This is a genomic window from Bradyrhizobium sp. AS23.2 (assembly GCF_001908185.1).
GTDB lineage: Bacteria > Pseudomonadota > Alphaproteobacteria > Rhizobiales > Xanthobacteraceae > Bradyrhizobium.
On record NZ_LGHM01000129.1, the window covers coordinates 1 to 22,786 of the forward strand.

A 22,786-nucleotide genomic window follows, 5' to 3' on the forward strand; every position below is an offset into this window, starting at 1 on the left:
CGACACCATCGCAAATCGTCGCTTGCAGCATCGACTGCAGGCCGCTTAAACTCTAACCCCTGATGAGCCAGAGCCTCCCTTCGCAGCCCGCCTAATCAGTCTCAAATCATCTGACGACGAACAGCCCGCTGCCGACGGGATCGGGATCGAGCACGAACACGATCGGGATCATGTCGGTGGCCTGCTTGGCCTCCCCTTGCGCCTAGCGCGGTGACGGCGAGAATTACGTCAACTTTGCTTTCGACGAACTCCCGTGCAAACGCGCCAAACTGATCTGGCTGTTCGGCCGGATGCTCACCTGCCCTTCACGAAGCCCGCTACCATGCGCCTCTCCGTGATAGATGCTTGAGTCGCTGACCTAGCTTCACCGCGTTGGCCTCCTGTCGCGCAGCAGGGCGTTGACAAATCGTTTGATCGCCTCGAGCACTGGTTGCTGAGCACCAGCAAAGAACCAATGATCATTGCCGTCGAGTTCAACGAATTGAGCGCCGGTGATTTGACTGGCCATATCGCGGCCTGCCTCAATACGCACGGCCCGGTCGTTCCGGCGGTGCAGCACCAGCGTGGGCACAGAAACCCGTGGCAGGAGGTGTCTCACGTCGGTGTCGCGCAACGCCTTGAGCACGGCCCAAATGCCGCCCGGACTGGAGGCCGCGCGCAGCAGCCCGGCCCACCAGGCCCTCGCCTGGGGGTCACGAGAAAGGCTCGGCCCGAAGGTTTCGATCCCTGCAGGGCCACCCCATTCGGCGACGAGCTGCTGGCGCCAGGTGTCATATTGGCTTGCCCGCAACGCGTGCGGAAAGTCCGGGGCCCAACAACCCTTGGCCGATGACGCGAACAGAATGAGGCCAGCCACGAGGCGGGGTTCATCGACCGCAAACTTGATGCAAGCCGGCCCACATTCCGACGCCCCAAACAGGACGACGCGACGCGTGTGCGCCGCCCGCAGCACGGTGCCGATATCTTCGGCCGTGACTTCGACACTCGGGGCTGATCCGACCCGGTCCGACAGCCCGATACCGCGACGATCGAACAGGATGAGTCGCCCAAACGCCATCAATGAAACCAGAAATGCCCGGCACGAGGGATGCTCCCAAACGCGTTCCACGTGTGACACGAAGCCAGGCACGATCAGCACATCAATCTCGCCGCTTCCGTATGTCTGATAGGCCAGATGTACGCTGGCGCCCTTCACATAGAGTGTTGTCGGAGCGGCATGGACCAGCGGCGCCGTGGTGGGGTCCATGAGCGCTTCGGTCGCGGCTTCGGGCGCAACCCCAAGCTCGTCACGCAGCCGCTTTGTCAGTGCCGCGTGGTGCCGTTCTGCCGAACTCCGATCGCCGGCAAGCAGGAGGCTGCGGATCAAATGCCGACAGTACACCTCGCTCAGCGGATCGAGCTCGACAAGGCGCCCCGCGTAAGCTGTCGCGGCAAAATGTTCGCCGGCGGCATTCTTGTCCTGCACGAGGCGTTCCAGCCCATGCATGAGTCGCCCCCTGAGTGCCTCGCGGCGATAGAACGCCCAATCATCGAACTCGGGACAATCGGCTAGAGAGAAGCCCGCGAGGAAGTCACCCCGATAGCGTAGGCAGGCTTCCTCAAAAGCGCCTCCGTCGCAGTCGCTCTCGAACAGATGCGAATCGACCCTCAGTTCGACCGCCGGAGACCACCGCACGCTGGTGCGGTCGGTCTCGAAAATATGCTCGCCGAGCGTAAGCTCGATGCGATGAAGCATGCGCCGCAATCGCGCGCGGGCGGTCTCGCCCGGGCTCTCGGGCCACAGCAGCGTGGCAATAACGTCCCGTGCAACGGCGCCCGGGGCCTCCGCGAGATAGATCAGCAGTGCAAGACCCTTGCGCAGGTTCAGCTTGATCGGGCCGTCGTTGCCGTGGATCTCCGGGAGCCCGAGCGTCTGAAGCGAGAACCGGGTCACGAACCAAGCCTTGAAATCACGCCTTGCCCTACCGGCGCTCGGGGGGACGCACAGGGGACGGTCCAGTGACAACAGTTAGGCTTGATCGAGAACACGCTCGCTATCAAACGGTTCAAGTTCTTGCATTCGGCACCGCCGCCACTGGCACAATAATGGAAAACATCCATGTTCGCACGTCTCCTCATCCTGTTGTACGCCATTGTGAGCTATGCCGTCTTCCTTGCTTCATTTCTCTACGCGCTGGGTTTCTTCAGCAACTCTCTCGTGCCCAAGTCGATCGACGCCGGCGGGCCGACTAATTTGAGCGAGGCTATCATCGTCGATCTGCTGCTGCTCGGCATATTTGCAATCCAGCACAGCATTATGGCGCGCCCAATTTTCAAACAGTGGTGGGCTAAAATCCTTCCCGTGCCCTGCCAGCGCAGCACCTACGTGCTGCTCTCCAGCCTGATCCTTCTGCTGCTATTCTGGCAGTGGCGGCCGATCCCGACACTCCTCTGGAAGATCGACGGAATTGCAGGCTGGTTGCTGATCGGTGTCTACTGGCTTGGTTGGCTGCTCGTGCTTGCCTCGACCTTCATGATCGATCATTTCGACCTATCTGGCTTGCGCCAGGCCTTCTTCGCGCTGCGTGGAGCCGAGGCCCCGGGTCAGGCGTTCAGGACACCCCTGCTTTACAAAATCGTGCGGCATCCGCTCATGCTGGGCTTTTTGCTCGCATTCTGGGCCACGCCTGAGATGACCGCAGGCCATATGCTGTTCGCGATCATGATCACAATCTACATCCTGGTCGGACTGCAGTTCGAGGAGCGGGATTTGATCGCTCAGTTCGGCACGACTTACCAGCAGTATCGCCAGCGCGTTCCCATGCTGCTGCCGCGCATTTTCGGTCGCAGCCAAGCAGGAGCATCACGATGAGAGCAGTACTATGCAACGCGTTTACTGGTCCGGAGGACCTGTGCATCGGCGAGGTCGAAGAACCGAAGCCGGCCGGTGACGAGATTCTGATCGACGTACACGCGGCCTCCGTAAGTTTCATGGACAGTCTGATTGTCTCGGGCCTTTATCAGATGCGTCCACCGACACCATTCGTGCCCGGCACGGAAGCGGCCGGCGTCGTCATCGCGGTTGGCCAAAAGGTAACGAGATTTCAGCCGGGCGATCGCGTGGCGTGCGGAAGCTGGACGGGCGGCTATGCCGAGCGGATGGTCGCCAAGGAATCGAAGAGTGTGCTGTTGCCGGCAGGCGTCGCGTTCGAAACGGCGGCCACGGTCTGGCACAACTATGGCACGGCGTATTACGCATTGACAGAGGGCGCACGAGCGCAACCCGATGAAACAGTGTTTGTCACTGGGGCCGCAGGCGGGGTCGGTCTTGCCGCCGTCGACCTCGCCGGCCATTTGGGCCTGCGGGTCATCGCCGGTGTCGGCTCCGACGACAAGATGGCTTTGGTGCGCCGTTACGGTGCCTGCGATGTCATCAACTATCGGAGCGAAAACCTGCGCGAGCGGATCAAGTCGATAACCGGTGGAGAAGGCGTCGATGTCTGCTTCGACAATGTTGGCGGAACGATTTTCGAGCAAATGGCGCGGCTGATGAAGTGGGGCGGACGGCTGATGCCGGTCGGTTTCACGAGCGGCCAGATCCCTTCGGTGCCCATGAACCTCCTGCTTTTGAAGAACTATTCCATTGTTGGTGTCTTTGCCGGCGCATGGGCAGAGAAATTCCCCGAGCAGGCCGCGCGCATGAACGACACCCTGGCGCAATTGTTGGCCGAGGGGAAGATTCGCCCCCACATCGATCGCGTCCTTCCCCTGGAACAGGTCAAGGAAGCGATGCGCGCCGTGGCTAATCGGACGGTTCAGGGAAGAATCGTCCTTACGACAATAGAGTGCGGTGGCGGCGGCAAGAGAGGAACGGATCGATGACATCGATTATCATCGACAAGCGCTACTGCGGTCCTCCGAACTCCGGGAACGGCGGATATGTCTGTGGCCGGCTGGCCCGGCACATTGCCGGCGGGGCGGAGGTGACGCTGCGCGCACCTCCGCCCCTGGATAAGCAGCTCGATGTCGTCGCGAAGGACGACGGGTTATGGGAGCTTCGCGATGGCGCCACAGTCGTCGCCACTGGACGACCGGCGAGTGTTGAGCTGACGCGCCTGGGGACGGCAAGCTTCGACGAGGCATGTGCAGCCGAGTTGCTGACGCCGGTCAAGCCACACGAGCATCCGCTGCCGACGTGTTTCGTGTGCGGTCCTGCAAGGGCGCAGGGAGATGGCCTGCGCATTTTTGCCGGACCGCTCGTGCGTCAATCCCGGAATGCTTCGGTTGTGCTCGCGGCGACCTGGACACCGGATCCGACCCTGGCGGCGGAGGACGGCTTCGTCGCGCCCGAATTTCTCTGGTCGGCGCTCGATTGTCCCACGGGCTATGCTTCCTCTCGCGACCGGGAGAGCGGCAGCTTCGACCGGACGCCAATCCTGTTGGGTCGGATGTCGGCACGGATAGAGACACGGCCGCGCCCGGGAGAACGCTGCGTCATCACCGCCTGGGAGGCCGGCCGCGACGGCCGCAAACGCGTTGCCGAGGCCGCGGCCTATGGTGAAGCTGGAACGTTGTTGGCCGTGGCCCGAGCGACGTGGATTGCAGTCGACCGCCAAGTGCAGCTCGGCCGCGCCTGAACGTGTGCCGGACCGATTGGGGCCGACACCACCAAGTCTCCGGATGACACACTAGGCATGTCACTGTGTCGATCAATCGATCAATAGCGGAAGCGCTTAAGAAGTCTTGCAAAATGAAGCCAGAACAACGGCAAGCAGCCTCTGAATTGTCCATGTTACGAGATGACAACTATGATCCTCAAGAGCTAAGCAATGTCATTGACGACGTCTACGACACCGTCCTCGATCATTCGCTGTGGATAGGTGCCATTGAAAGGGCGGCACATTTCGTCCGCGGGACGGGTGCGGCGCTGTATTCCAAGAACGTGGCCAATCAGGAGGGCAGCGTTCAATACGTGACTGGAATTGACCCATATTTCACACAGCTCTATTTCGACAAATATGTGACGTTTGGTCCAACCACGGGTGGACAGTTTCTTGCGGAGATCGAACAGCCCGTCGCGGTTGCGGATCTGATGTCCCACCCTGAATTCCTGGAAACACGAGTTTATCGAGAACGGGTAGCGCCGCAGGGTCTCGTCGATTGCGTCAATGCCGTTCTGGACAAATCAGCAACCAGCGTAGCGATGTTCGGTGTCTTCCGCAGTGAGCGAGACGGCATGGTTGATGACGAAGCACGGCATCGGATGCGGCTGATCGTTCCCCATATCCGCCGAGCGGTTCTGATCGGAAGAATGTTCGATTTGAAGGCCGCGGAGGCTGCGACGTTCGCCGACACGCTTGATGGTCTTAGTGTCGGCATGTGCCTCGTCGATGCGGGAGGCCGTATCGTTCATGCCAACGCCGCGGGGTATGCCATGATCGCCGTCAGCGATATTCTGCGTTCCGTCGGCGGCCGGCTCGTTGCTTGTGATGCGCAGGTTGATAAAACGTTGCGTGAAATATTTGCCGCTGCCGGCCAGCTGGATGCCGCGCTCGGCACGATGGGGATAGCGGTCCCGCTGGTTGGCAAGGGCGATGAGCGCTATGTTGCCCATGTGCTGCCTTTGACTTCGGGGGCCCGCCGTCGTGCCGGCAGAACCTACACAGCCGCGGCGGCCTTGTTCGTTCGAAGGGCAGCCTTAGAAGTCCCGTCTGCTTTCGAAGTCATTGGCAAGATGTTCAAATTAACACCGACTGAACTTCGCGTGTTGTTGGCTATTGTCGAAGTGGGCGGCGTTCCAGAGGTTGCAGCGGCTCTTGGAGTTGCAGTCACAACCATCAAGACGCATCTCGGCCGGTTGTTTGAAAAGACGGGTGCGACGCGGCAGGCAGATCTCGTTAAACTTGTCGCGGGATATGCGACGCCGCTAACCGATTGACCGCGATCGGGCATGTTGAGAGCGCAAACGTCCGCGCCGGTTCCCCCGAGGAAGGCTCGTTCATAATTGAAGGTTAGGTGCTGGCCGCGGGTTAGCGCCCAAGGCTACACTTTACCGACGAACAAGAAGCGAGGAAGGGTAAACACTCGCTCTACCAATGCGACCCAATGTCCGTTCCGGGTGTGCGCCGTGACAAGGCGGCGCTTTTCCTGTGGGTGCAAGTCCAACCTGGCGACCGCTCCAGCCGGAAGCAACCGGAGCAGGCATGGAGGAGACGAAATGTCTGAAGCCTTCGGATAGCGGGTCACGAAATACGGTGACCGCGCGAGTGTGCAGGCCGCAACGCGAGTGAACGTCGAGCAGCCTCCTTGCGCGCTTTCTTCCGAACTCGATCAGCCGCTCTCGATTGAGCTCGGGAAACTTCACACTGCCGAGCTCAGTCTTGAGGCGGAGAAGAGAGCGGGATTCGGTCACGCAAGCGCGCGTGACCGTTTGTTCATCCCTTATTCAGATACGATATTGTGCCCGCCAAGTCGGTGTCGTCGATTAGCTGGAAGCGGCTTTCACTGCCAGCTTGGCGGGCCGCGATGTAAGGAGCGTACGCGGGGTCAGCAACGAACGCCTCTGCGTGTTTTACCGATGGAAACGCCATAATCGCGATAAGAGAAGTATCCAGAGGCGTACCCTCAAGTGTCTTCACATTGCCGCTGCGCGACAGATACTTGCCGCCGTGTTTATGCACGAGGTCATGTACCGAAGCCGCGTATTCCGGCACCCATTTATCATCCGTCACTTTGATATCTGCTATCAAAAACGCCTTCATACGATGTTGCTCCTGTTTCGAATGTCAGCCCCCGCCGGATCGGCGGAGGTCTGGTCTCGACTTGCCAGAAGAACGCAGCGGCTACCAGTTCAGTAAGTGAATCTGGCCAATATAGAATCTGTATTGATCATCCGTCTGTGAGATAGCGGTTGGCGAATCTGATGAACCACACAAGCTGGACTGAATTGCTACCTACGATGAAAAAGTTTGAAAGGTAAGGCAAGCACTGGCTGCCTGCACTTGGCCGGGACTGGTGCAGGCACTGTAACAATCGCGAGTCCAGAGCCGAAAGTTGTGGTGAGGATGGCCGCTTCCGATGGCGGCGTCCGCATGGCTTGCGCGAGACGCTATGTTGAAAAGCCTGTATCCTCCGATCGCACGACGCGGCCGGATTGGTAGGCAGCCATGATCGCTGACAGCTTACGGGGGTGAGCGATTCAGCCAGTTCCACAGGCAGCAAGCCCATGAATCAGCCCGGAGACCGGCGGCGGCAACAACAGGCTAGGTGGCAGCGCCCTGAAGAGCAATAATGATGAGCACCGAAATCGACAGCCCTACTCCTGATGATCCTGGACTCGTAGCCCTCCTGATGTTGCTCTATCTCCGAGGCGTTCCGGTCCAGGCCGGACAGATCATGCATGCGCTGGGCACAGACTAGATAGGCGCACCGGAGATGCTTTGGCGCGCCAGGGATCTGGGATTCAAAACTCGTGTTTATCGGACCGACTGGTCGCGGCTTGCCAGCGCGCCTTTGCCTGCCATTGCATCCCTGCGCGACGGCGGGTTCCTGGTGGTCGCCAGGGTCGGGGAGAACAAGATCCTCGTCCAGTCGCCGCTGGCGCCCCGGCCTGATCTGTTGACGCGGGAAGAGTTCGTTGCGGTTTGGGATGGCCGGCCGATCCTGATGACCCGCCGTGCAATCGGAGAATATCAGAGGAGTTTTCAGTGAATGATCCGACAGGCATTTCCTCACGCGAGCTAGCGTGGGCGTGCGCGGACTTCTTGTGGAGACAGGACGCCGTGCTTCGAAGCCTTGGCTTAGAGCGGCTATCGATCAAGGCGGGGCAGGCCACGGTCGCGATGACTGTGCTGCCTAGCATAGACACTGCAGCATTTCGTTCTTGCGACCGTGTAGGCTCGGCGACCGGTTGGTGGCGACCGCGATTGAAGTCGTACGCTCCGGACGATCCGGAATCCACGATGTCAGGGTGACCTTGGAAAATGACATCATAGCGGAGTTGCGCGCCCATTCGCGGGTCATAGGTGGGGTTCTTCTGCCTGTCACTACAGGCCGGCAAGATTGGACCCTCGCCGATCCAAACCGATGAGAGCTGAGGTCACTGAATTTCGGCCAGTCGGTCGTCGCGCTACAAGACCGCTACCGTCAAAGACCTGAACGTCTGGCGGTGCTGAGATGAGATTCTGGCTGAGCTGACGCTGGCAGACTCTAGAGGAGGGGGCGCGCGAAGATCTTACTCATGATGCAAGCGCATCGAATTGGCGTCCTCCGATCGCAGGACGCGGTTCAGCTTGCCGCGGCCTATGCATCGGGACCAGAGGCCTCGCAACGCTGCACGGAAACCATCTGCATGACCGTAGCAACTGACTTCGCAACAGTCCGGTTCTCGACCGACGACCTGCCTGAGGAAGATCGCATTCCGATGTGGCGCGAGCACTATGGATATACCGTGCTCGGAGTCGAAATCGAGCCGGCTGAAGACGCGCTGTTCCAATCTAGCATTGTTTCGCGTCATTTGCCCGGATTGAATCTGGTGTTGGGAAATTTGTCGGCCGCCCGCGTCAAGCGGACCCGCGAATTTCTCGCGGACGGCAACGACGACGTCGCGCTCCTTGTAAACTACACGGCAGCGGCCGTCATCGCTGCCGGCGAACGCGAGGTGGTGCTTCGCGAGCGCGATGCCGTGCTCATCAGAAGCGACGAAGTGACCACATTCGAACGTTTTGTTTCGGGCCGGTCTCTTTTGCTCCGGATTCCACGCCCCATTCTCTCGCCGCTCGTCAACGATATTGACGAGGTTTCCCTGAGCCACATAAGTGGAAAGATCGACGCCCTTAAGCTTTTGACCAGCTATACGGTTACGCTGCTCGACGACAATGCCCTGACGGCGCCCGCGCTTGCGCGTCTTGCCGTCAGTCACATCCACGACCTTGTTGCGCTTGCGCTTGGAGCAACACGTGATGCTGCCGGCGCGGCGCAGGATGGCGGAGTGCGTGCCGCAAGGCTAAGTGCGGCCAAGACCTACATCATGCAGAATAGCGGCCGTCGAGACCTTTCGGTTGGAACTGTTGCCGCGCATCTCGGCGTGTCCGCGCGCTACGTGCAAATGCTCTTCGAGGTCGATGGCACGACGTTTTCCGCGTTCCTGCTGAATCAGCGGCTCATGCATGCTCATCGGATGCTCTGCGCTCCGCGATCCCGCCGACGTCCCGTGAGCAGCATTGCCTACGACGTCGGGTTCGGCGATCTGTCCTACTTTAACCGCAGCTTCCGGAATTTTTACGGTCTCACGCCCCGAGACATAAGGGAAGCTGCAGCCGAAGAGCCGGCCAATCCCTGAAAGATGCATCGCGTCGGCCCCGGCGTTTCGTCGCGGCGCGGTGTGCGAAGACATTTGTCTGAGCCGGCCTCCTGGTGAGTCGTCATGCGCCGCCGCCACCGGTCTCGCCTTCAGCGAGCCCGGTGACACGCTCCGCGGAGAGACGTTGTGCATGTCCGGTCAATGCCGCTGGTTGTCCCGCGTGTCGCCGATTTGCATCAGCGGTGCGCAAGTTGTCCGCATTTCGTTTTGGTCTGGTTCGTCTGCGCTTCTGTCCAAGTTTTCCGTCGCCGCCATCCATAGGGTTCACCCAGCTCGAATCCTGCGCCGCCTTTTTCGTTCGAGGGGCGCCGGCAGTGCTGGGCGCAGCTACGGTAAACGCGTCGAGACGCACTGTTGGCGAATCGACCACGTGGAATTGAGGAAATCGAAATGAATCGGGCCGTTATGAATAATGTTGCGCAACGGCACTGTGCGCGCCGTTGGTTTGACCAAGGTCTTGGATTGGCTCTGATGCTGGTGTCCGTTTCTTTCGCGGCAATCGGGCGCGCCGAGGCGGCGTGTACGGTCGGCGGTTTAACGAGCACGTTTGCGAGCGATGTGGCCGTCGTTTGCTTGGGCTCCGTCACCAATAGCGGCCCGGACGGCATCACCGGCTACGGCACCTTTAACGACAACAACAATAACTACACGGTATCCGGCGACCTGAGCGGCGATTCCTTTGGCCTCAAAACCGGTGTGGGAGGAACACTTGTCAATTTTGGTACCATCACGGGTACCAATGCTGCCGGCATCTCGAATGGTCTCGCCAATTTGGTCAACAAGAGCGGCGCGACGATCCAAGGTTTCTTCGGCCTCACTGTCGGCGATATCAACGTCAGTAATGCCGGTCAGATCCTTGGAACGGGCGCAGCCACCGCTGGCATCAGGGCAAGAGATATTAATTTGACCGCGAACACCGGCACCATCTCGGGCGTCGGAACCGGTATCAGCATCTCCGGTAATGCTATCATCAACAATGCCAACACTATCTCGGGAACAGGCGCAAACGGCATCGGCATTCTAGCCACGGCGGGCAACGCGAACATCGATGCGACCGGCAACTCCGGCCTCGGCACCATCACGGGCAAGGCATTCGGCATCAGCGCAAATAGCGGCCTCACTATCAGCAATGGTACCGGCACCATCTCGGCGACGGCTGCGGATGGCGCCGCCATCTTCGCCAACACCACCGCCACGGTGGATAACGCCGGGAGCATCACCGCGACGGGGGGTGGGAGCGCAACCGGAATTGCCGCCACCACCGCCAACGTGAACAACAAGAGCGGCGGCACGATCCAGGCTTCGGCGTTCGGCGTTAAGGCCACCGACGGCTCCGTGACCAACGTTGGCACCATCATAGCGGGCGGCCAAGGTGTGCAATTGCGCAGCGGAGCCATTAACAACTCCGGCACCATTTCGGGCGCAGCTGCCATCGGCGGCGGCGGCGGGGGCGGCACTTACACCGTGACTAATTCCGGCATCCTCTCGTCGACGGTTGCGAGCGGCGTCGGCATCGTCAGTGCCGGCTCGGTCAACGTGGGCAATTCCGGCGCCATCTCGGCGACGGGCGCGAACGGCTTCGGCATCCTCAGTGGCGACCTCGCCACGGTGAGCAATTCCGGCGCGATCTCGGCGATGGGCGCAGGCGGCATCGGCATCGACGCCGTTACCGCCGAGGTGACCAACAAGGTCGGCGGCGCCATCTCGGGCGGAGTGTTCGGCATCAGAGCGAACACCATGACGGTGGCTAACGCCGGCAACATTACGGCGACGACTGGCGACGGCATTGCCGCTGGCAATGCCGTCGTGAAGAACGCCAGCGGCGGCGCTATTTCAGGTGGGGCGTTTGGCATCCTCGCCACCTTCGCCACGGTGACCAACGATGCGGGAGGCACCATCGCCGGCGGATCGGCGGCGGGACTCTCCGGCATTGCCGCCGGCCGCCTCGATCTTACGAACTTCGGCACCATCTCGGGCAATATCGCCGTCCGGGCCACCGACGCGACGTTGGGCGGCGCCACCATCACCAACGCCGGTACCATCGCCAGTACCGATGGCGCCAGCGGCACCGCGATCAAGCTGACCTCGGCCGCCGACACGCTGACCTTGAAGCGCGGCTCGCAGATCGTCGGCAAGATCGACATGGGCCTCAATACCGCCGACGTCATCAACGTCGAGGCCACAACCGGGTCGCCGGGGCGCGGATTGTCGACATTGACGCGCAGCGCGGCCGGCGTGGTCGAGGCGCTGCAGGCGAAGCTCGTCAATTTCGAAGGCGTCATCAACACCGTCCTGATCTCGCTCGGGGCCGGCGGCCAGCCGTCGGTAACGGTCGGCGGCGTCACCGCCTCGCTCGATCCCACCGCGTTGGCGCAGGCCGACCGCACGCTGATGGACTTTGCCGGCGGCGTGTCGTCGATGGTGCAGGGCCGGCTCAACGGCGTGTCGCCGACCAGTGGTGCCAACCTGACGATGATGAGCTACGCCATGGACGATTCGGCACCGGCCAGGGCGCAGATGTTCAGCAAGGCGCCGGTGGCGAGCTGGAGCGCGGCGCCGGTGACGGTGTGGAGCAGCGGCTTCGGCGGGCAGCGCAGCCAGGACGAGACCGCAAACACGTTGCGCTCGACCTCGACCGCGTTCGCCGGCGCCATCGGTATCGACCGCCGGCTGCAGCCGTACTGGCTGGTCGGCGTGTTCGCCGGCGGCGGCGCTGGAGCGCTCTCGGTCGAATTGAGCTCGCAGACGGTCGACACCGATTACGTGTTCGCCGGCGGCTACAGCCGGTTCGAATGGGCGAATACCTTTCTCGATGTCACCGTGCAGGGCGGTAGCGCCCGCAACAAATCGAGCCGGCTGGTGCAGAACAACGTTCTGGGCACGCTGGAACACGCCACCGCAAGCTCGAACGGCTGGTTCGTCAGCCCCGAAGTGGCCTACGGCTACCGCCTCGACATTGGCAGCGGCTATCTGCTGACGCCGAGCGCCCGGGTGCGCTACATCGCCGGCTTGTTCGACGGCTATAGCGAGACCGGCTCGGCGCAGACCCTGTCGATCGGCAGCCGCACCTTGCAGAATTTCGAGGAGCGCGGCGAGCTCGACGTGTCCCGCCTGACCAGCTTCTCCGGCGGCGGCCATGTCCTGAAGGCCAACGTGCATGGCGGCGTGATCGCGCAACAGCGCGTCGGCGACGCCGGCATCAACGCGGTCTTGATCGGCCAGAACCTCACCTTCGCGACTCCGGGCAAGGGCAGCACGGTGGGCGCGGTGGCCGGCGCCGGCTTCGACTACCACACCAGCCCGAACGTCGCGGTGTTCGGTGCAATCGAGGGCATCGTGATGTCCGACCAGAGCCGCACCGGCACCGCTCGCGGCGGCGTGCGGGTGGCATTCTGATGCGCGGCGCACGGCAGTATCCCGCTGGGTCGCCGCGACTGGCGTTAACCGAGCATGGTTGCGCGCTTAGTTTCGTTTCGCTCGTGAACCAGATTCAAAACCTGAACTAGTCAGGCGTGGCGGAGGTTGATAATTGGCATTCCGCGAGCGCGGCGATCGCCTGGAATCGTGCGCACTGCCTTATCGCCGATGGGCGCCAAGCCGCATATCCGCGCCTTTAAGCGATAAGGACTTATTATGAACATGATTGAACGACGCATTCTGCGCCGCTTGGCGCGCTTGCTCTGCTGAGCGCAGGCATCTCATCGGCTTTCGCGGCTGAAAAGCCGCTGTCGCAATTGCCCAAGTCCCGCGTCACGGTCGTTGTGTCGTGCCGCCATTTAAGTAGCAAGCTTTATGAAATGGATTGACAGGAGAGATGTCCGTGGCGAGCTCGGTTCGAGAAATCCCGAAACTCAGAGCGATCGGTCGCGTCACCGAATCCGCGTCGCGGACGAGCGAGATGTGTGAATCTCAACGAGTTAGCGACCTTGTTGGCGACATCTACCATGCTGCGCTCGATCCCGCACAGTGGATCGGCGTGCTCACGAAGATTGTTGACTTCGCTGGGGGTCGAGCTGGCGCGCTTGCGATCAAGGATTCTGCGAGCGAACTCATCGAGGCCCGCTATCAGTTCGGCGTCGACCCCGATTACATGCAAGCATATTCGGAGACGTATTCGAAATTTTGTCCGCTCACGGGCATGCCCTTCTTTGGTGTCGGAGAGATCGTAAGCCTTCCGGATCTTGTGCCCTATGAGGAATATCGCCAGGGGTGCTTCTATCAGGAATGGGCGCGGCCCCAAGGCTGGATTGACGTTGCAAGTACCGTGCTCGAGAAGTCGGCGACAGGTTGCGCGTTTCTCGGCGTTGTCCGCGGTGAGGCGGGCGGCATGGTCGACAACGAAATGCGCCGGCGTATTGCTGTCATCGCGCCTCATGTCCGCCGCGCAATCCTTATTGGCAAGACGATCCAATTCAAACGCGCCGAAGCGGCGGTGTTCACCGAAACCTTCGACGGACTCGCTGCCGGTATGTTTCTCGTGGATGGTCGCGGGCAGATCGTCCACGCAAATGTAGCTGGGCGCGTCATGCTCGACGCGGGTGATTTTCTGCGTTCAATGAGAGGTCAGCTCGTGGCAGGCGATGCGCAGGTCAACCAGACCTTGCGGGATGCATTTGCCGTTGCCGAGCAGGGCAATGCGGCTCTCGGCATCAAAGGTATTGCCTTGCCGCTGACGGCGCATGATGGCGAGCGTTACGTCGCTCACGTGCTGCCTTTAACTTCGGGCGCGCGCCGTGGCACCGGAATTAGCTACGCCGCCACCGCGGCAGTGTTCGTCCGCAAGGCGGCATTGGTAACCTCCTCGCCCCCCGAAATCATTGGCAGGACTTTCAAATTGACGCCAATGGAGTTGCGCGTGCTGATTGCTGTTGTTGAGGTTGGCGGGGTTCCCGAGGTCGCGACCGCTCTCGGCGTTGCAGTGACCACCATCAAGACGCACGTCAGTCGCCTGTTTGAAAAAACCGGCGCCTGCCGCCAGGCCGATCTGGTCAAACTGGTTGCCGGCTTTTCGACGCCGCTGGCAGTCCGATCCTGATGTCGAGCGCGGCTGTCGGTGGATCAGAACTCTTGGCTCGCGTCCTCCGATCGCACGACGCGCGCCCTTCAGCATCGCACTACGGTCAGGTCGAATCTCGTTTCGAGCGAGGTCAGCATTTTTCTGACAGGCCGCGTCGGGCCTGCGAACGAGCGAAAGGATAGTTGATGATGATACTCAAATGTTTTGCCATAACGACCCGGGTTCTTCCGATCCTCGTGGCCGGTATCGCCCTGGCCGTGACGATGGATGACGCGTTTGCCAAAAATGGTGCCCGGTCTGGCATCAGCAGCACCGAGACAAGATCCCCACCGGGCGGTGGCGGCGCCGCTCTCCTCGTTGAAAAGCCCGCTCCCGGCCGTCCGATCGACAAGCCTCTTCCCCCCATTCCCATTGACCCTGGAAAGGGTGACGGTCGTGTCGGCCATGACGGCGGCTCGGATCACAAAAATAGCGGCTGGTATGACGGAAAGCATCGTGATCATGATCGGTGGTACAAACCGAGGCACAAGCACAGCCGCTATGAAAGCCCGCCGATCATCGGAAAGGATCCGGGGCGGCAATCAGATCTGTTCCGGCGCGGCGTGGTCGGGCCGCAGGCCGGGGCTGGCGGCGAGGCGACCAAGCCTGTTCCTGTTCTGATCGGCCGATAACCTTGATTCACCCGGCTCGGCGTCGCGGACAGCGATACCGCGCCGGGTGGCTCAATTCGCCACTCCCTGTGAGTCGATGCTTTGTGTTCGCTTCGCCGCCAGAATCCTGCGATCGCAGACGCGAAGCTCTCGACGCGAGGAAAAAGACTGAATCCGCTGAGCCCAGCGATGACGGCGGCGATGCAGCAATGGGCCTTGAAGCCCGAGAAGGCGAAAGCCAGCGCTCGGCGCGCACGGCGGGGGTCCTCACAAGCCTGAAGGCTTGCAGGCTATTCCGGCGAGAATGACGCAATCGCAGATGCTAACCGCCGTCTTCTTTCCATCCTGCGGGCTGGAGGCGAGGCAGGATGGTTTGCTCGCCCCACGGGTTTTGACCCGATCGTCTTTGGCCGCGACGACGGTCGCGATCTGACGCCAGCTAATCGCGGTGAGGGAAGGGGTGATGGATCCGCGGCGGCTTAGGAGCAGCTGCGCCGCCGCCGCCCATGGCAACGCCGCCATCGGCGCCGACGCCTTTGCCAACGCCGGAGTTGATGCCAAAGGGTTTGCCGGCGCCGGTGCTAGTGGGGCGGGTGCCGGTGTTCACCCGGGCGAGCGCACCTTCCGCGGCTGCCATCAGGATGAATCCCGCCGCAAGCGTTGCAATGATGCGGGGCGTTGTCACGCGGTTCTTCAGCATACTCTCGTCTCCTGTTTTTCTGGATCGCCTAAGACGCTTGGCCGCATGGCGGCTTGGCCGACCATGCAAACGACCCCGGGAAAACCCCTGAGTTCAGAGCGATCCTGACAGAAAGCGGTCAGTGCCAAATCGTTCGATCGCAGGATAAGCGGCAGGAAAGTTTCGAAGAGACCGTGACCCGGACGCCAAAAACGGCGGGCGGGTCGAGCTCAGCGCCGTCCAGGAACGGCAGCACCGGCAGCAACCAATCGAAACAAGTGCGAACTTGAACGGGATCGCTAGCTCGATGTTTCGCGCAGCGATTTCTGTTTGGCTGATCACGAAATGGAATGATTTGGGTAACGTCGAGTTGATCCATCGGCACGAGGACTTGCCGCCTGCTTCCTCCCATCGGAGGACGCAGAGCGCTCGACGTGGTGTCACTGTCGCGCTGGGGAAGCAACCAGTCGCAGAGATCTTGAATCTGCGAACGAACCAGCGAGTGAACCATGAGAGAATTCAAGCGCCTCGTTAAATCGACCAGCTCCATCGCAACGCTTGCGGCTGGACTTCTTCTGCTTGCCGCCGCGCCAGGCAATGCCGGGCATCATGGCGACAACAATTTCGGCCAGGGTTCTGGCGGTGATTCCAAGCGCGCCACGGCCAATTCCGGCCGCAACGACATTCGTCCCGTCATCGCCGAGCGTCGCGGCGGCGACAAATTTGATCGCAAGCCAACCATTGATCGTGCCAGGTTTGACCGCGGCGACAAGTATGGCAGCGAGCAGGACCACAAGCATGAAAAGTGGGGCCGTGACGAAGAGCGGTCCGGTGATGGCAGGCACAAGATGGCTGCCCCCGGCAGCACCACCAAGACGCCCGGCGGCAAGCCTGTAGAGGCGGCTGGCGAAAGGTCACCCCAGGCCATTCCGGCCAAACCTGTCGCGACTGGTTCCGCAAACGCGGCCGGCGTCACTCCGCCCGTCAACACAATCCATCCGATCCTCAGTCCACCCGCCGGCAACGTGACGGTCTCCAACGGCGTGACCAAATATGAAATCCCCAATGGTGCAGGAGGGGTCTCCGCGTATTCCAGCGCTCCAGGCAAGATCACGGTGACCAACGGCAAGGATTCGGTGACCTTGAACGGCAGCTCGGTGACCGTGTCCAACGCGCTCGGCGTCGGAGCCGCACAGAACAACGTTCAAGTTGGCGCCCGAAACGGCGAAGGCAAGACGGTCGTCAGCGTTGCGCCGACGCCGAAGGCGCCGACCACTGGAGGCACTGGAGTACACCCTGTCGTCACCGGTTTTGATTCACCAGACATTAAGGTCGGGATAACTTTCGCCAAGGCCATGGACGGAGTTGGACTCCTCACCTATGGCCCTCCCGCTGCTGCTGCGTACGGCCTCGCCAAAGGCGGCGTTAAGGGAGCCGTTCACGAAGTGAAAGAGACGGCGGAGGGCATCTATGACTTTTTTGCCTGGTGATCTCTGCAATTGATCGCGCGGGCGGCGGGTCCATTCCCGTCGCCCGACAAGCGCCGCAGCCCCTAATCAGCGGAGACCGGAATGTCCAGACTCTCACGTCGTACGCTGCCCACCGTCACGCTCGCGTTGATCACCTTCGGGTCTTTCACGCAGCTGGCCTTTGCCGAGCCTGAAAACTGCTCGGCAAGATTTAACCATTGCATTCGTAATGGCGAAAAATTTTCCTCTTTCACGCCTTGCAGCAAAGCTGAACACGCGTGCGAAAGCAGAAATAGAAGCAGGGGATATCAAGGCGAAGAGGTGCACGGCCGCGGGACGCAGGGCACGGAAACCGGCAAGGGAGACAAAGGTGGAAGCAAGGTCGGCAGCGATGCGAACTGGAACGGCGAGTACACCACCGTGGTCGTCACCGACGGGCACGGCACCAGCAGCTATCGAGTCAAGCAGGGCGTTGAGATCGAAAACGGACAGATGATCCTGGCGCCGAACGGGGTTAGGTATCATGTCTGGGATCCCGAACTGGGCAGGCAACTCAAGGCCGCAGGTGTCGACGCCGCCTACGCCAATCCCGCATCCGCGAAGAACGAGTATGCGCTTGCGCGCGACAAGGTCGTCCGTGACCGCGCGATTGCCGCGGGCAAGCCTGTCCCTCAGCCGACCGGTCATCGCAACAACGACGCGCTGGGCAATGCCGCTCCCACCATCAACGATCATCGCAATGGGAAGGCGGCCGAGGCCAAACCCGGCGCGCCGCCGCCGGCCGCCGCGCCTGGCACCGTAAGCAACTCGCCTGCACCTGACACCGGGCCAGCGATCCGGGATCACCGTCAGCAAGGGGCCGCCTCCGGCCGTCAAGGAGGGGTGAGCGTTACCCAGGCGTCCAGGTCGTCGGGCGGATCGAGTTCAGGATCTTCGCCGGGTGGCGACAACCGCAAGCAACAGTAAGTCGAAACGGATCGCAGCGTGAAGATCCACGCTGTGATCTTTCCCGAATGGCGTTCGATGCCGACCGAAAATTGTTCGACGCGCACTGCCCGCGCCCTTGAGACATCAGACATCACCCGTGAGAAAGCCATGAGCAATTATTGCACACTGCCGCTATTCGTCTTCGCGCTGAGCGTCGGATCGCTCAACGCGGCTGTTGCGGCCCAATCCTCGGCCGAGATCTCCGCAGCGATTGCGACGCCCGGCCTGGCAATAGCTACTGTTCTCCATGCGGAAGGAGCCCAGGTCTACGAGTGCAGGGCCGCATCCGATGGCAATCTCGCCTGGCGGGCCCGTGAACCGATTGCCACGCTTGTCTTCGAGGGCAGCACCGTCGGGCGCCATTACGCGGGCCCGCGCTGGGAGTACGTCGATGGCAGCGTCGTGCACGCCAAATTGGCCAGCAGCACGCCGGGCGCGTCTCAGGACGATATCCCGTGGCTCCGGCTCGATGTCGTGGAGCAAAGCGGCAATGGAAAATTGTCGGGCGTGACCCACGTAGAGCGTGTCAACACCCGAGGCGGCGTAGCGCGTGGACCATGTAACGAAGCTGGTGCGTTTCGCAGCGTGCCCTACTCAGCGGACTACGTATTTTTGCGAAAGGGCTAATGCCGGGCAAGTCCTTCAGCGGTGGTTGCTCAATGAAAGGCCTCGAGCGGCCGGGGCTCTATTTCTTGTTGGCTGCTTTGAATGGACGTGCTTGCGCTTTCGCATCTGCGGGCCCTGCCGGAACTGGATGCCGCATGGCGAAAGACCGGCCGGCATCGATTTGACTTCCGACCGAATGAGGTGCGCCGCCGTTAAATCGATTGGCTTCGCGGGTCCATACTTCCGCGGACTATTTCTTCCGCAGGAGAATATTTTTAAGGCTTATCATCTGGAATCGCATCGACATCGGGATGACCGCAGTTTTGCGGCCAGACCTCGGCAGGGATCTTTTACAAGCTTGATGGCGGCGATTCGGTGCCGCGAGACGTGTTGTCGAACATATGAGAAATCTACTCGGTAGTGAGCCCAATAATTCTTGAAACGCATCCGCTTTTACCAATCCGGAAGCGGGCTTCGACATCAGTCGAGCTATTGTCGATTGCGATACAAAATCAGAGAGGATCGATGAAATTCTGCGCAAAGAAGATGGACGCATCTCATGATGCCGGATCTTGTCGGGTCGGGATTTCCGCTGCGACAGGTATGATAACCGTTCCGGACCTCGCGGCGGGCGCCCTGGAGGAGCTTCTCGGTTCCTATATGCGCGGTCGGTTCGGGTCTTCGCAGCCGCATCTTGCGGAGATCGTGCCATCTATCGCCCGCATCGCGCTCGAAGCCATAGGAAACAGCGACGCTCTCTACCACAATATCGAGCACACCCTCCTCGTGACGCTCGCGGGGCACGATATACTCTGCGCTCGAGCGCTCTACACCCACGTCACCGCTGACGACTACGCGCACGTCATGATTGCGTGCCTTACCCACGACATCGGCTATGTGCGTGGTTTGTTCAGTGAAGACGACGATGCGGGCTTTATCATCGATCCGACTGGTAAAAAGGTGACGGTGCCGCGCGGTTCATCCGACGCGGCCCTGTTGCCCTATCATGTCGATCGATCGAAGCTTTACATTATGGAGAGGATCGAAGGCATCGCCCCGCTCGACAAAAGACGTATTGCTCACGCCGTTGAGGGTACGAGATTCCCGTCAAGCGTTTCAAATGAGGGGCAAGACTATCAAGAGGAGGCGTCCATCGTTCGGGCAGCCGACTTTATCGGCCAACTCGGTGATCCGAATTACATCAGAAAGGCCAATGCGCTGTTTCACGAGTTTGAGGAGACAGGCTTGAATCGCCAGCTTAGATATGAGTCGCCCGCCGACATCGTCAGTCGATACCCCCAGTTTTACTGGAACAGCGTGGCGCCTCATATCCAGGCCGAAATCCGTTATCTCAACATGACATCGAGCGGGCGTCAGTGGATTGCGAACCTTTACGGCAATGTTTTTCGCGCTGAGCACGAAATCGCGCTTTCCGGTCCGCAACAATAGACGCAAGCTCGATCTTGACCGGATCGTCTGGTTGTTCAGTTCATCGATGAGTGGCGTCGTATTAAGGGTCCGTCACATGTCCCGGATCAGGGTTCGGAGCGAGATGCTGCAATCGAAAAGTCCGCTTTGATCCAGCGTTGACCCCAGATTCCGAATGCTTCCACGATTGGCCCGAGTTCGCGTCCGGACGCCGTCAACTGATAGGTCGAGACGTCAGGCTCCGAGGCCGACGCTGTGCGGGCGACGACGCCAGCCAATTCAAGCTCCTTCAGGCGCTGCGAAAGCAGAGACGGCGACATCTGTGGAACGCCGCGACGCAGTTCGTTGAAGCGCGTCGAACCGGCGATCAGCTCCCGGAGCAAGACCATCGTCCATCGCGTGCACAGTATCTCTGCAGCCATTGCGACGGGGCAGAACTGCTTGTAGCTGCCTTGGGTCATGCTTCCCCCCTTTACGATCGTGGGAGCTTGTGACCGAACGGCATAAGTCGCTAGTTCAGCGTCTGTATTGACGGGGTTCGGTTCCTGAATTGACAGCGCGTGCTGGATTTTGTGCGCCAGCGACGAGTCGATCCGGAATGGCCGATGCGCATCATCTTTCCAAACCCGCTGCTTTAGCCCCGTGGTTCATTGATTGAGTTGCCGGAACGAGCGCGTGCCCTCCGATCGCAGGACGCTGGGCGCTCAATTCGATGTCACTGTCGCACCGATCTCGGCGGAGACAGGACCTGCGACTAGTCGCGGACCAGGTAATATCTGTGAACGAACAAGAGAGCGAACCATGAATAGCTCAAAGCGCTTTGTTGGATTGACCGGCCTCATCGCAACGCTTGCCGCCGGGATCATCCTGCTGGCTGCAGCCGAGGGTGCCAGTGCCAAGGACGGTGGCGCTCGCGAGGGCCTTGGTGCCGGCTCGAAGCCGCTTCGGAATATCGTCCTTCACACCGGCGATCTGGGTGGTAACCACCATCACTATGATCGTTGCCGCAACTCATCTCGCTGTCACGCCCGGCCGGTTCGCTTTCTTGGCCCGCCCGTTCCCGCCCCGCGGCGCACGATCAGATAACCAGGATAGATCCGGAAGAATGCCGGCTGGGCTTCCCTTTCGCGTCCTCCAGAGCGCGTTTCGACTGGCTTGATCGAAACGTGCTCTCTGGTTTTGTTCGGTCGCGCACTCGCTGGAAAGAGGGACGCTGTTTCCGAAGGTGCTTCAAGTCGCCTTACGAACTGATTTGGGTAACGCCGAATTGATCCCTCTACAACGGGACCTGCCACGTGGTTCCTCCAATCGGAGGATGCAGGGCTCTCAACATGCGGACACTGTCGAGCCGGGGAAGAAATCGTCAACCGGAATACAGCGAGTAGACCATGAGAGAATTCAAGCGCCTCGTTAGATCGACCACCTCCATCACAACGCTTGCGGCTGGAATCCTTCTGCTTGCCGCCGCGCCAGGTCATGCCGGGCATCATGGCGGCAACAACTTCGGCCAGGGTTCTGGCGGTGATACCAAGCGCGCCACGGCCAATTCCGGCCGCAACGACATTCATCCCGTCATCGCTGAGCGTCGCGGCGGCGACAAATTTGATCGCAACCCCAACTTTGATCATGTCAGGTCCGACCGCGGTGGCAAGTATGGCAGCGAGCAGGACCACAAGCATGAAAAGTGGGGCCGTGACGAAGAGCGGTCTGGTGATGGCAAGCACAAGATGGCTGCGCCCGGCAGCATGCCCACCAAGGCGACCGGCGGCAAGCCTGTAGAGGCGGCTGGCGAAAAGTCACCCCAGACCATTCCGGGCAAACCTGTCGCGTCCGGTTCCGCAAACCCGGTCGGCGTTACTGCGCCCGCCAACACGATCCATCCGATCCCCAGCCTACCTGCCGGCAACGTGACCGTATCCAACGGTGTGACCAAATATGAAATCCCCAACGGTGCGGGAGGCGTGTCGGCGTATTCCAGCAGTCCGGGCAAGATCACCGTGACCAATGGCAAGGACTCGGTGACGCTGAACGGTGGCACGGTGACCATCTCCGGCAACGCGCTCGGCGTCGGAGGCGACAAGAGCATTCAGGTTGGCGCCCGAAACGGAGAAGGCAAGACGGTCGTCAGCGTTGCGCCGACGCCGGTGGCGCCGACCACTGGAGGCGCTGGAGTGCACCCCGTCACCGGTTTTGATTCACCAGATATTAAGGTCGGGATAACTGTCGCCAAGGCTATGGACGGAGTTGGACTCCTGACCTTTGGCCCTCCCGTTGCTGCTGGGTACGGCCTCGCCAAAGGTGGAGTTAAGGGCGCCGTTGACGGAGTGAAAGGATCGGCAAAGTTCATCGAGGACGTCTTTACGAGCTGGTGACGCTGCAATTGATCGCGCGGGGTGGCGGGTTTGTTCCCGCCGCCCTGCGGGGCTCGACAGCCTATGAACTATCCGCGGAGATTAGAATGTTTGAACGTTCACACCAAACTATCTCGACCATCGCGCTCACGCTGATGAGCTGGGGGCTTTCACCCAGCAGGCCCTTGCTGAGCCTGAAAACTGCCAGGCAAGATTCAACTATTGCATTCGCAATGGCGAAAAGCTCGCTTCTTTCAAC

At 60.7% G+C, this 22,786-nt stretch carries 19 protein-coding genes and 1 pseudogene; 15 read left to right on the top strand and 5 right to left on the bottom strand.

The genetic code is table 11. The features are described 5' to 3' along the window. Positions 1-364: 364 nt before the first annotated feature. The gene (locus AC630_RS26655) at positions 365-1,933 is read right to left on the bottom strand and encodes a bifunctional AfsR/SARP family transcriptional regulator/alpha/beta hydrolase (RefSeq protein ID WP_074121424.1); all 1,569 of its coding nucleotides are present in this window, start codon (positions 1,931-1,933) and stop codon (positions 365-367) included. Between the two features lie 165 nt (positions 1,934-2,098). On the opposite strand from AC630_RS26655, the gene mddA reads away from it, so the two are divergent. The 4 genes from mddA to AC630_RS26675 all read left to right on the top strand — a co-directional run bounded on the left by mddA (position 2,099) and on the right by AC630_RS26675 (position 5,917). Continuing rightward, entirely contained in the window at positions 2,099-2,851 is a 753-nt protein-coding gene (mddA, locus tag AC630_RS26660; protein ID WP_074121425.1) for a methanethiol S-methyltransferase, read from the top strand. Continuing rightward, entirely contained in the window at positions 2,848-3,861 is a 1,014-nt protein-coding gene (locus AC630_RS26665; RefSeq protein WP_074121427.1) for an NADPH:quinone oxidoreductase family protein, read from the top strand. Before mddA ends, AC630_RS26665 begins: the two co-directional genes overlap by 4 nt. Beyond that, positions 3,858-4,616: a hypothetical protein gene (locus AC630_RS26670; RefSeq protein WP_074121429.1), complete on the top strand. Its 759-nt coding sequence runs from the start codon at positions 3,858-3,860 to the stop codon at positions 4,614-4,616. The genes AC630_RS26665 and AC630_RS26670 overlap by 4 nt, the downstream gene beginning before the upstream one ends. Before the next feature lie 113 nt (positions 4,617-4,729). Then, the gene (locus AC630_RS26675) at positions 4,730-5,917 is read left to right on the top strand and encodes a helix-turn-helix transcriptional regulator (protein ID WP_245330525.1); all 1,188 of its coding nucleotides are present in this window, start codon (positions 4,730-4,732) and stop codon (positions 5,915-5,917) included. Positions 5,918-6,413: 496 nt separating this feature from the next. Here AC630_RS26675 and AC630_RS26680 read toward each other — a convergent pair whose 3' ends face one another. Beyond that, entirely contained in the window at positions 6,414-6,740 is a 327-nt protein-coding gene (locus AC630_RS26680) for a DUF1330 domain-containing protein (RefSeq protein WP_074121433.1), read from the bottom strand. Positions 6,741-7,413: 673 nt separating this feature from the next. Between AC630_RS26680 and AC630_RS26685 the strand changes: the two genes are divergently transcribed. From AC630_RS26685 to AC630_RS44275, 6 genes are all read left to right on the top strand, one after another. Next, entirely contained in the window at positions 7,414-7,689 is a 276-nt protein-coding gene (locus tag AC630_RS26685; RefSeq protein ID WP_074121435.1) for a cysteine peptidase family C39 domain-containing protein, read from the top strand. Positions 7,690-7,891: 202 nt separating this feature from the next. Next, positions 7,892-8,068: a hypothetical protein gene (locus tag AC630_RS48415; protein WP_502691537.1), complete on the top strand. Its 177-nt coding sequence runs from the start codon at positions 7,892-7,894 to the stop codon at positions 8,066-8,068. A gap of 150 nt (positions 8,069-8,218) precedes the next feature. Further along, positions 8,219-9,319 carry a helix-turn-helix transcriptional regulator gene (locus AC630_RS26695; RefSeq protein ID WP_083636402.1) on the top strand — a complete coding sequence of 367 codons (1,101 nt, stop codon included), beginning with the start codon at positions 8,219-8,221 and terminating at the stop codon, positions 9,317-9,319. Positions 9,320-9,811: 492 nt separating this feature from the next. Continuing rightward, positions 9,812-12,736, top strand: a complete 2,925-nt coding sequence (locus AC630_RS26700; protein ID WP_074121437.1) for an autotransporter outer membrane beta-barrel domain-containing protein — start codon at positions 9,812-9,814, stop codon at positions 12,734-12,736. A gap of 424 nt (positions 12,737-13,160) precedes the next feature. After that, positions 13,161-14,375 carry a helix-turn-helix transcriptional regulator gene (locus tag AC630_RS26705; protein ID WP_245330526.1) on the top strand — a complete coding sequence of 405 codons (1,215 nt, stop codon included), beginning with the start codon at positions 13,161-13,163 and terminating at the stop codon, positions 14,373-14,375. A gap of 167 nt (positions 14,376-14,542) precedes the next feature. After that, entirely contained in the window at positions 14,543-15,028 is a 486-nt protein-coding gene (locus AC630_RS44275) for a hypothetical protein (RefSeq protein WP_143198331.1), read from the top strand. Between the two features lie 418 nt (positions 15,029-15,446). Here AC630_RS44275 and AC630_RS26715 read toward each other — a convergent pair whose 3' ends face one another. Continuing rightward, positions 15,447-15,707 (bottom strand): hypothetical protein, encoded by a 261-nt coding sequence (locus AC630_RS26715; protein ID WP_074121441.1) that lies wholly within the window; start codon positions 15,705-15,707, stop codon positions 15,447-15,449. 488 nt (positions 15,708-16,195) lie between these two features. On the opposite strand from AC630_RS26715, the gene AC630_RS26720 reads away from it, so the two are divergent. From AC630_RS26720 to AC630_RS26735, 4 genes are all read left to right on the top strand, one after another. Beyond that, on the top strand, positions 16,196-17,176 hold the full coding sequence (locus tag AC630_RS26720) for a hypothetical protein (protein WP_074121443.1): 981 nt from the start codon (positions 16,196-16,198) through the stop codon (positions 17,174-17,176). A gap of 81 nt (positions 17,177-17,257) precedes the next feature. Beyond that, positions 17,258-18,121, top strand: a complete 864-nt coding sequence (locus AC630_RS26725; RefSeq protein ID WP_143198332.1) for a hypothetical protein — start codon at positions 17,258-17,260, stop codon at positions 18,119-18,121. Between the two features lie 18 nt (positions 18,122-18,139). Further along, complete coding sequence (locus AC630_RS26730; RefSeq protein WP_245330527.1) at positions 18,140-18,769, top strand: DUF3455 domain-containing protein; 630 nt, start codon at positions 18,140-18,142, stop codon at positions 18,767-18,769. Positions 18,770-19,351: 582 nt separating this feature from the next. After that, complete coding sequence (locus AC630_RS26735; protein WP_074121447.1) at positions 19,352-20,197, top strand: metal-dependent phosphohydrolase; 846 nt, start codon at positions 19,352-19,354, stop codon at positions 20,195-20,197. Positions 20,198-20,307: 110 nt separating this feature from the next. Here the strand turns inward: AC630_RS26735 and AC630_RS26740 are convergent. Next, positions 20,308-20,637 (bottom strand): annotated as a pseudogene (locus AC630_RS26740) (winged helix-turn-helix transcriptional regulator); the annotation flags it as partial. A 349-nt stretch (positions 20,638-20,986) separates the two neighbouring features. Beyond that, on the bottom strand, positions 20,987-21,166 hold the full coding sequence (locus tag AC630_RS26745) for a hypothetical protein (protein ID WP_074121448.1): 180 nt from the start codon (positions 21,164-21,166) through the stop codon (positions 20,987-20,989). A 398-nt stretch (positions 21,167-21,564) separates the two neighbouring features. On the opposite strand from AC630_RS26745, the gene AC630_RS26750 reads away from it, so the two are divergent. Beyond that, positions 21,565-22,548, top strand: coding sequence for a hypothetical protein (locus tag AC630_RS26750; RefSeq protein ID WP_074121450.1), 984 nt, complete (start codon positions 21,565-21,567; stop codon positions 22,546-22,548). The last annotated feature ends 238 nt before the right edge of the window (positions 22,549-22,786 follow it).

Bases quoted from the DNA above. Each gene is read 5' to 3' on its own strand.
- AC630_RS26670 (WP_074121429.1), top strand. From the start codon at position 3,858: ATGACATCGATTATCATCGACAAGCGCTACTGCGGTCCTCCGAACTCC.
- AC630_RS26725 (WP_143198332.1), top strand. From the start codon at position 17,258: ATGTCCAGACTCTCACGTCGTACGCTGCCCACCGTCACGCTCGCGTTG.
- AC630_RS26720 (WP_074121443.1), top strand. From the start codon at position 16,196: ATGAGAGAATTCAAGCGCCTCGTTAAATCGACCAGCTCCATCGCAACG.
- AC630_RS26700 (WP_074121437.1), top strand. From the start codon at position 9,812: ATGCTGGTGTCCGTTTCTTTCGCGGCAATCGGGCGCGCCGAGGCGGCG.
- AC630_RS26675 (WP_245330525.1), top strand. From the start codon at position 4,730: ATGAAGCCAGAACAACGGCAAGCAGCCTCTGAATTGTCCATGTTACGA.
- AC630_RS26750 (WP_074121450.1), top strand. From the start codon at position 21,565: ATGAGAGAATTCAAGCGCCTCGTTAGATCGACCACCTCCATCACAACG.
- AC630_RS26680 (WP_074121433.1), bottom strand. From the start codon at position 6,740: ATGAAGGCGTTTTTGATAGCAGATATCAAAGTGACGGATGATAAATGG.
- AC630_RS26735 (WP_074121447.1), top strand. From the start codon at position 19,352: ATGATAACCGTTCCGGACCTCGCGGCGGGCGCCCTGGAGGAGCTTCTC.
- mddA (WP_074121425.1), top strand. From the start codon at position 2,099: ATGTTCGCACGTCTCCTCATCCTGTTGTACGCCATTGTGAGCTATGCC.
- AC630_RS26745 (WP_074121448.1), bottom strand. From the start codon at position 21,166: ATGGTGGTTACCACCCAGATCGCCGGTGTGAAGGACGATATTCCGAAG.
- AC630_RS26665 (WP_074121427.1), top strand. From the start codon at position 2,848: ATGAGAGCAGTACTATGCAACGCGTTTACTGGTCCGGAGGACCTGTGC.
- AC630_RS44275 (WP_143198331.1), top strand. From the start codon at position 14,543: ATGATGATACTCAAATGTTTTGCCATAACGACCCGGGTTCTTCCGATC.
- AC630_RS26685 (WP_074121435.1), top strand. From the start codon at position 7,414: ATGCTTTGGCGCGCCAGGGATCTGGGATTCAAAACTCGTGTTTATCGG.
- AC630_RS26695 (WP_083636402.1), top strand. From the start codon at position 8,219: ATGATGCAAGCGCATCGAATTGGCGTCCTCCGATCGCAGGACGCGGTT.
- AC630_RS26715 (WP_074121441.1), bottom strand. From the start codon at position 15,707: ATGCTGAAGAACCGCGTGACAACGCCCCGCATCATTGCAACGCTTGCG.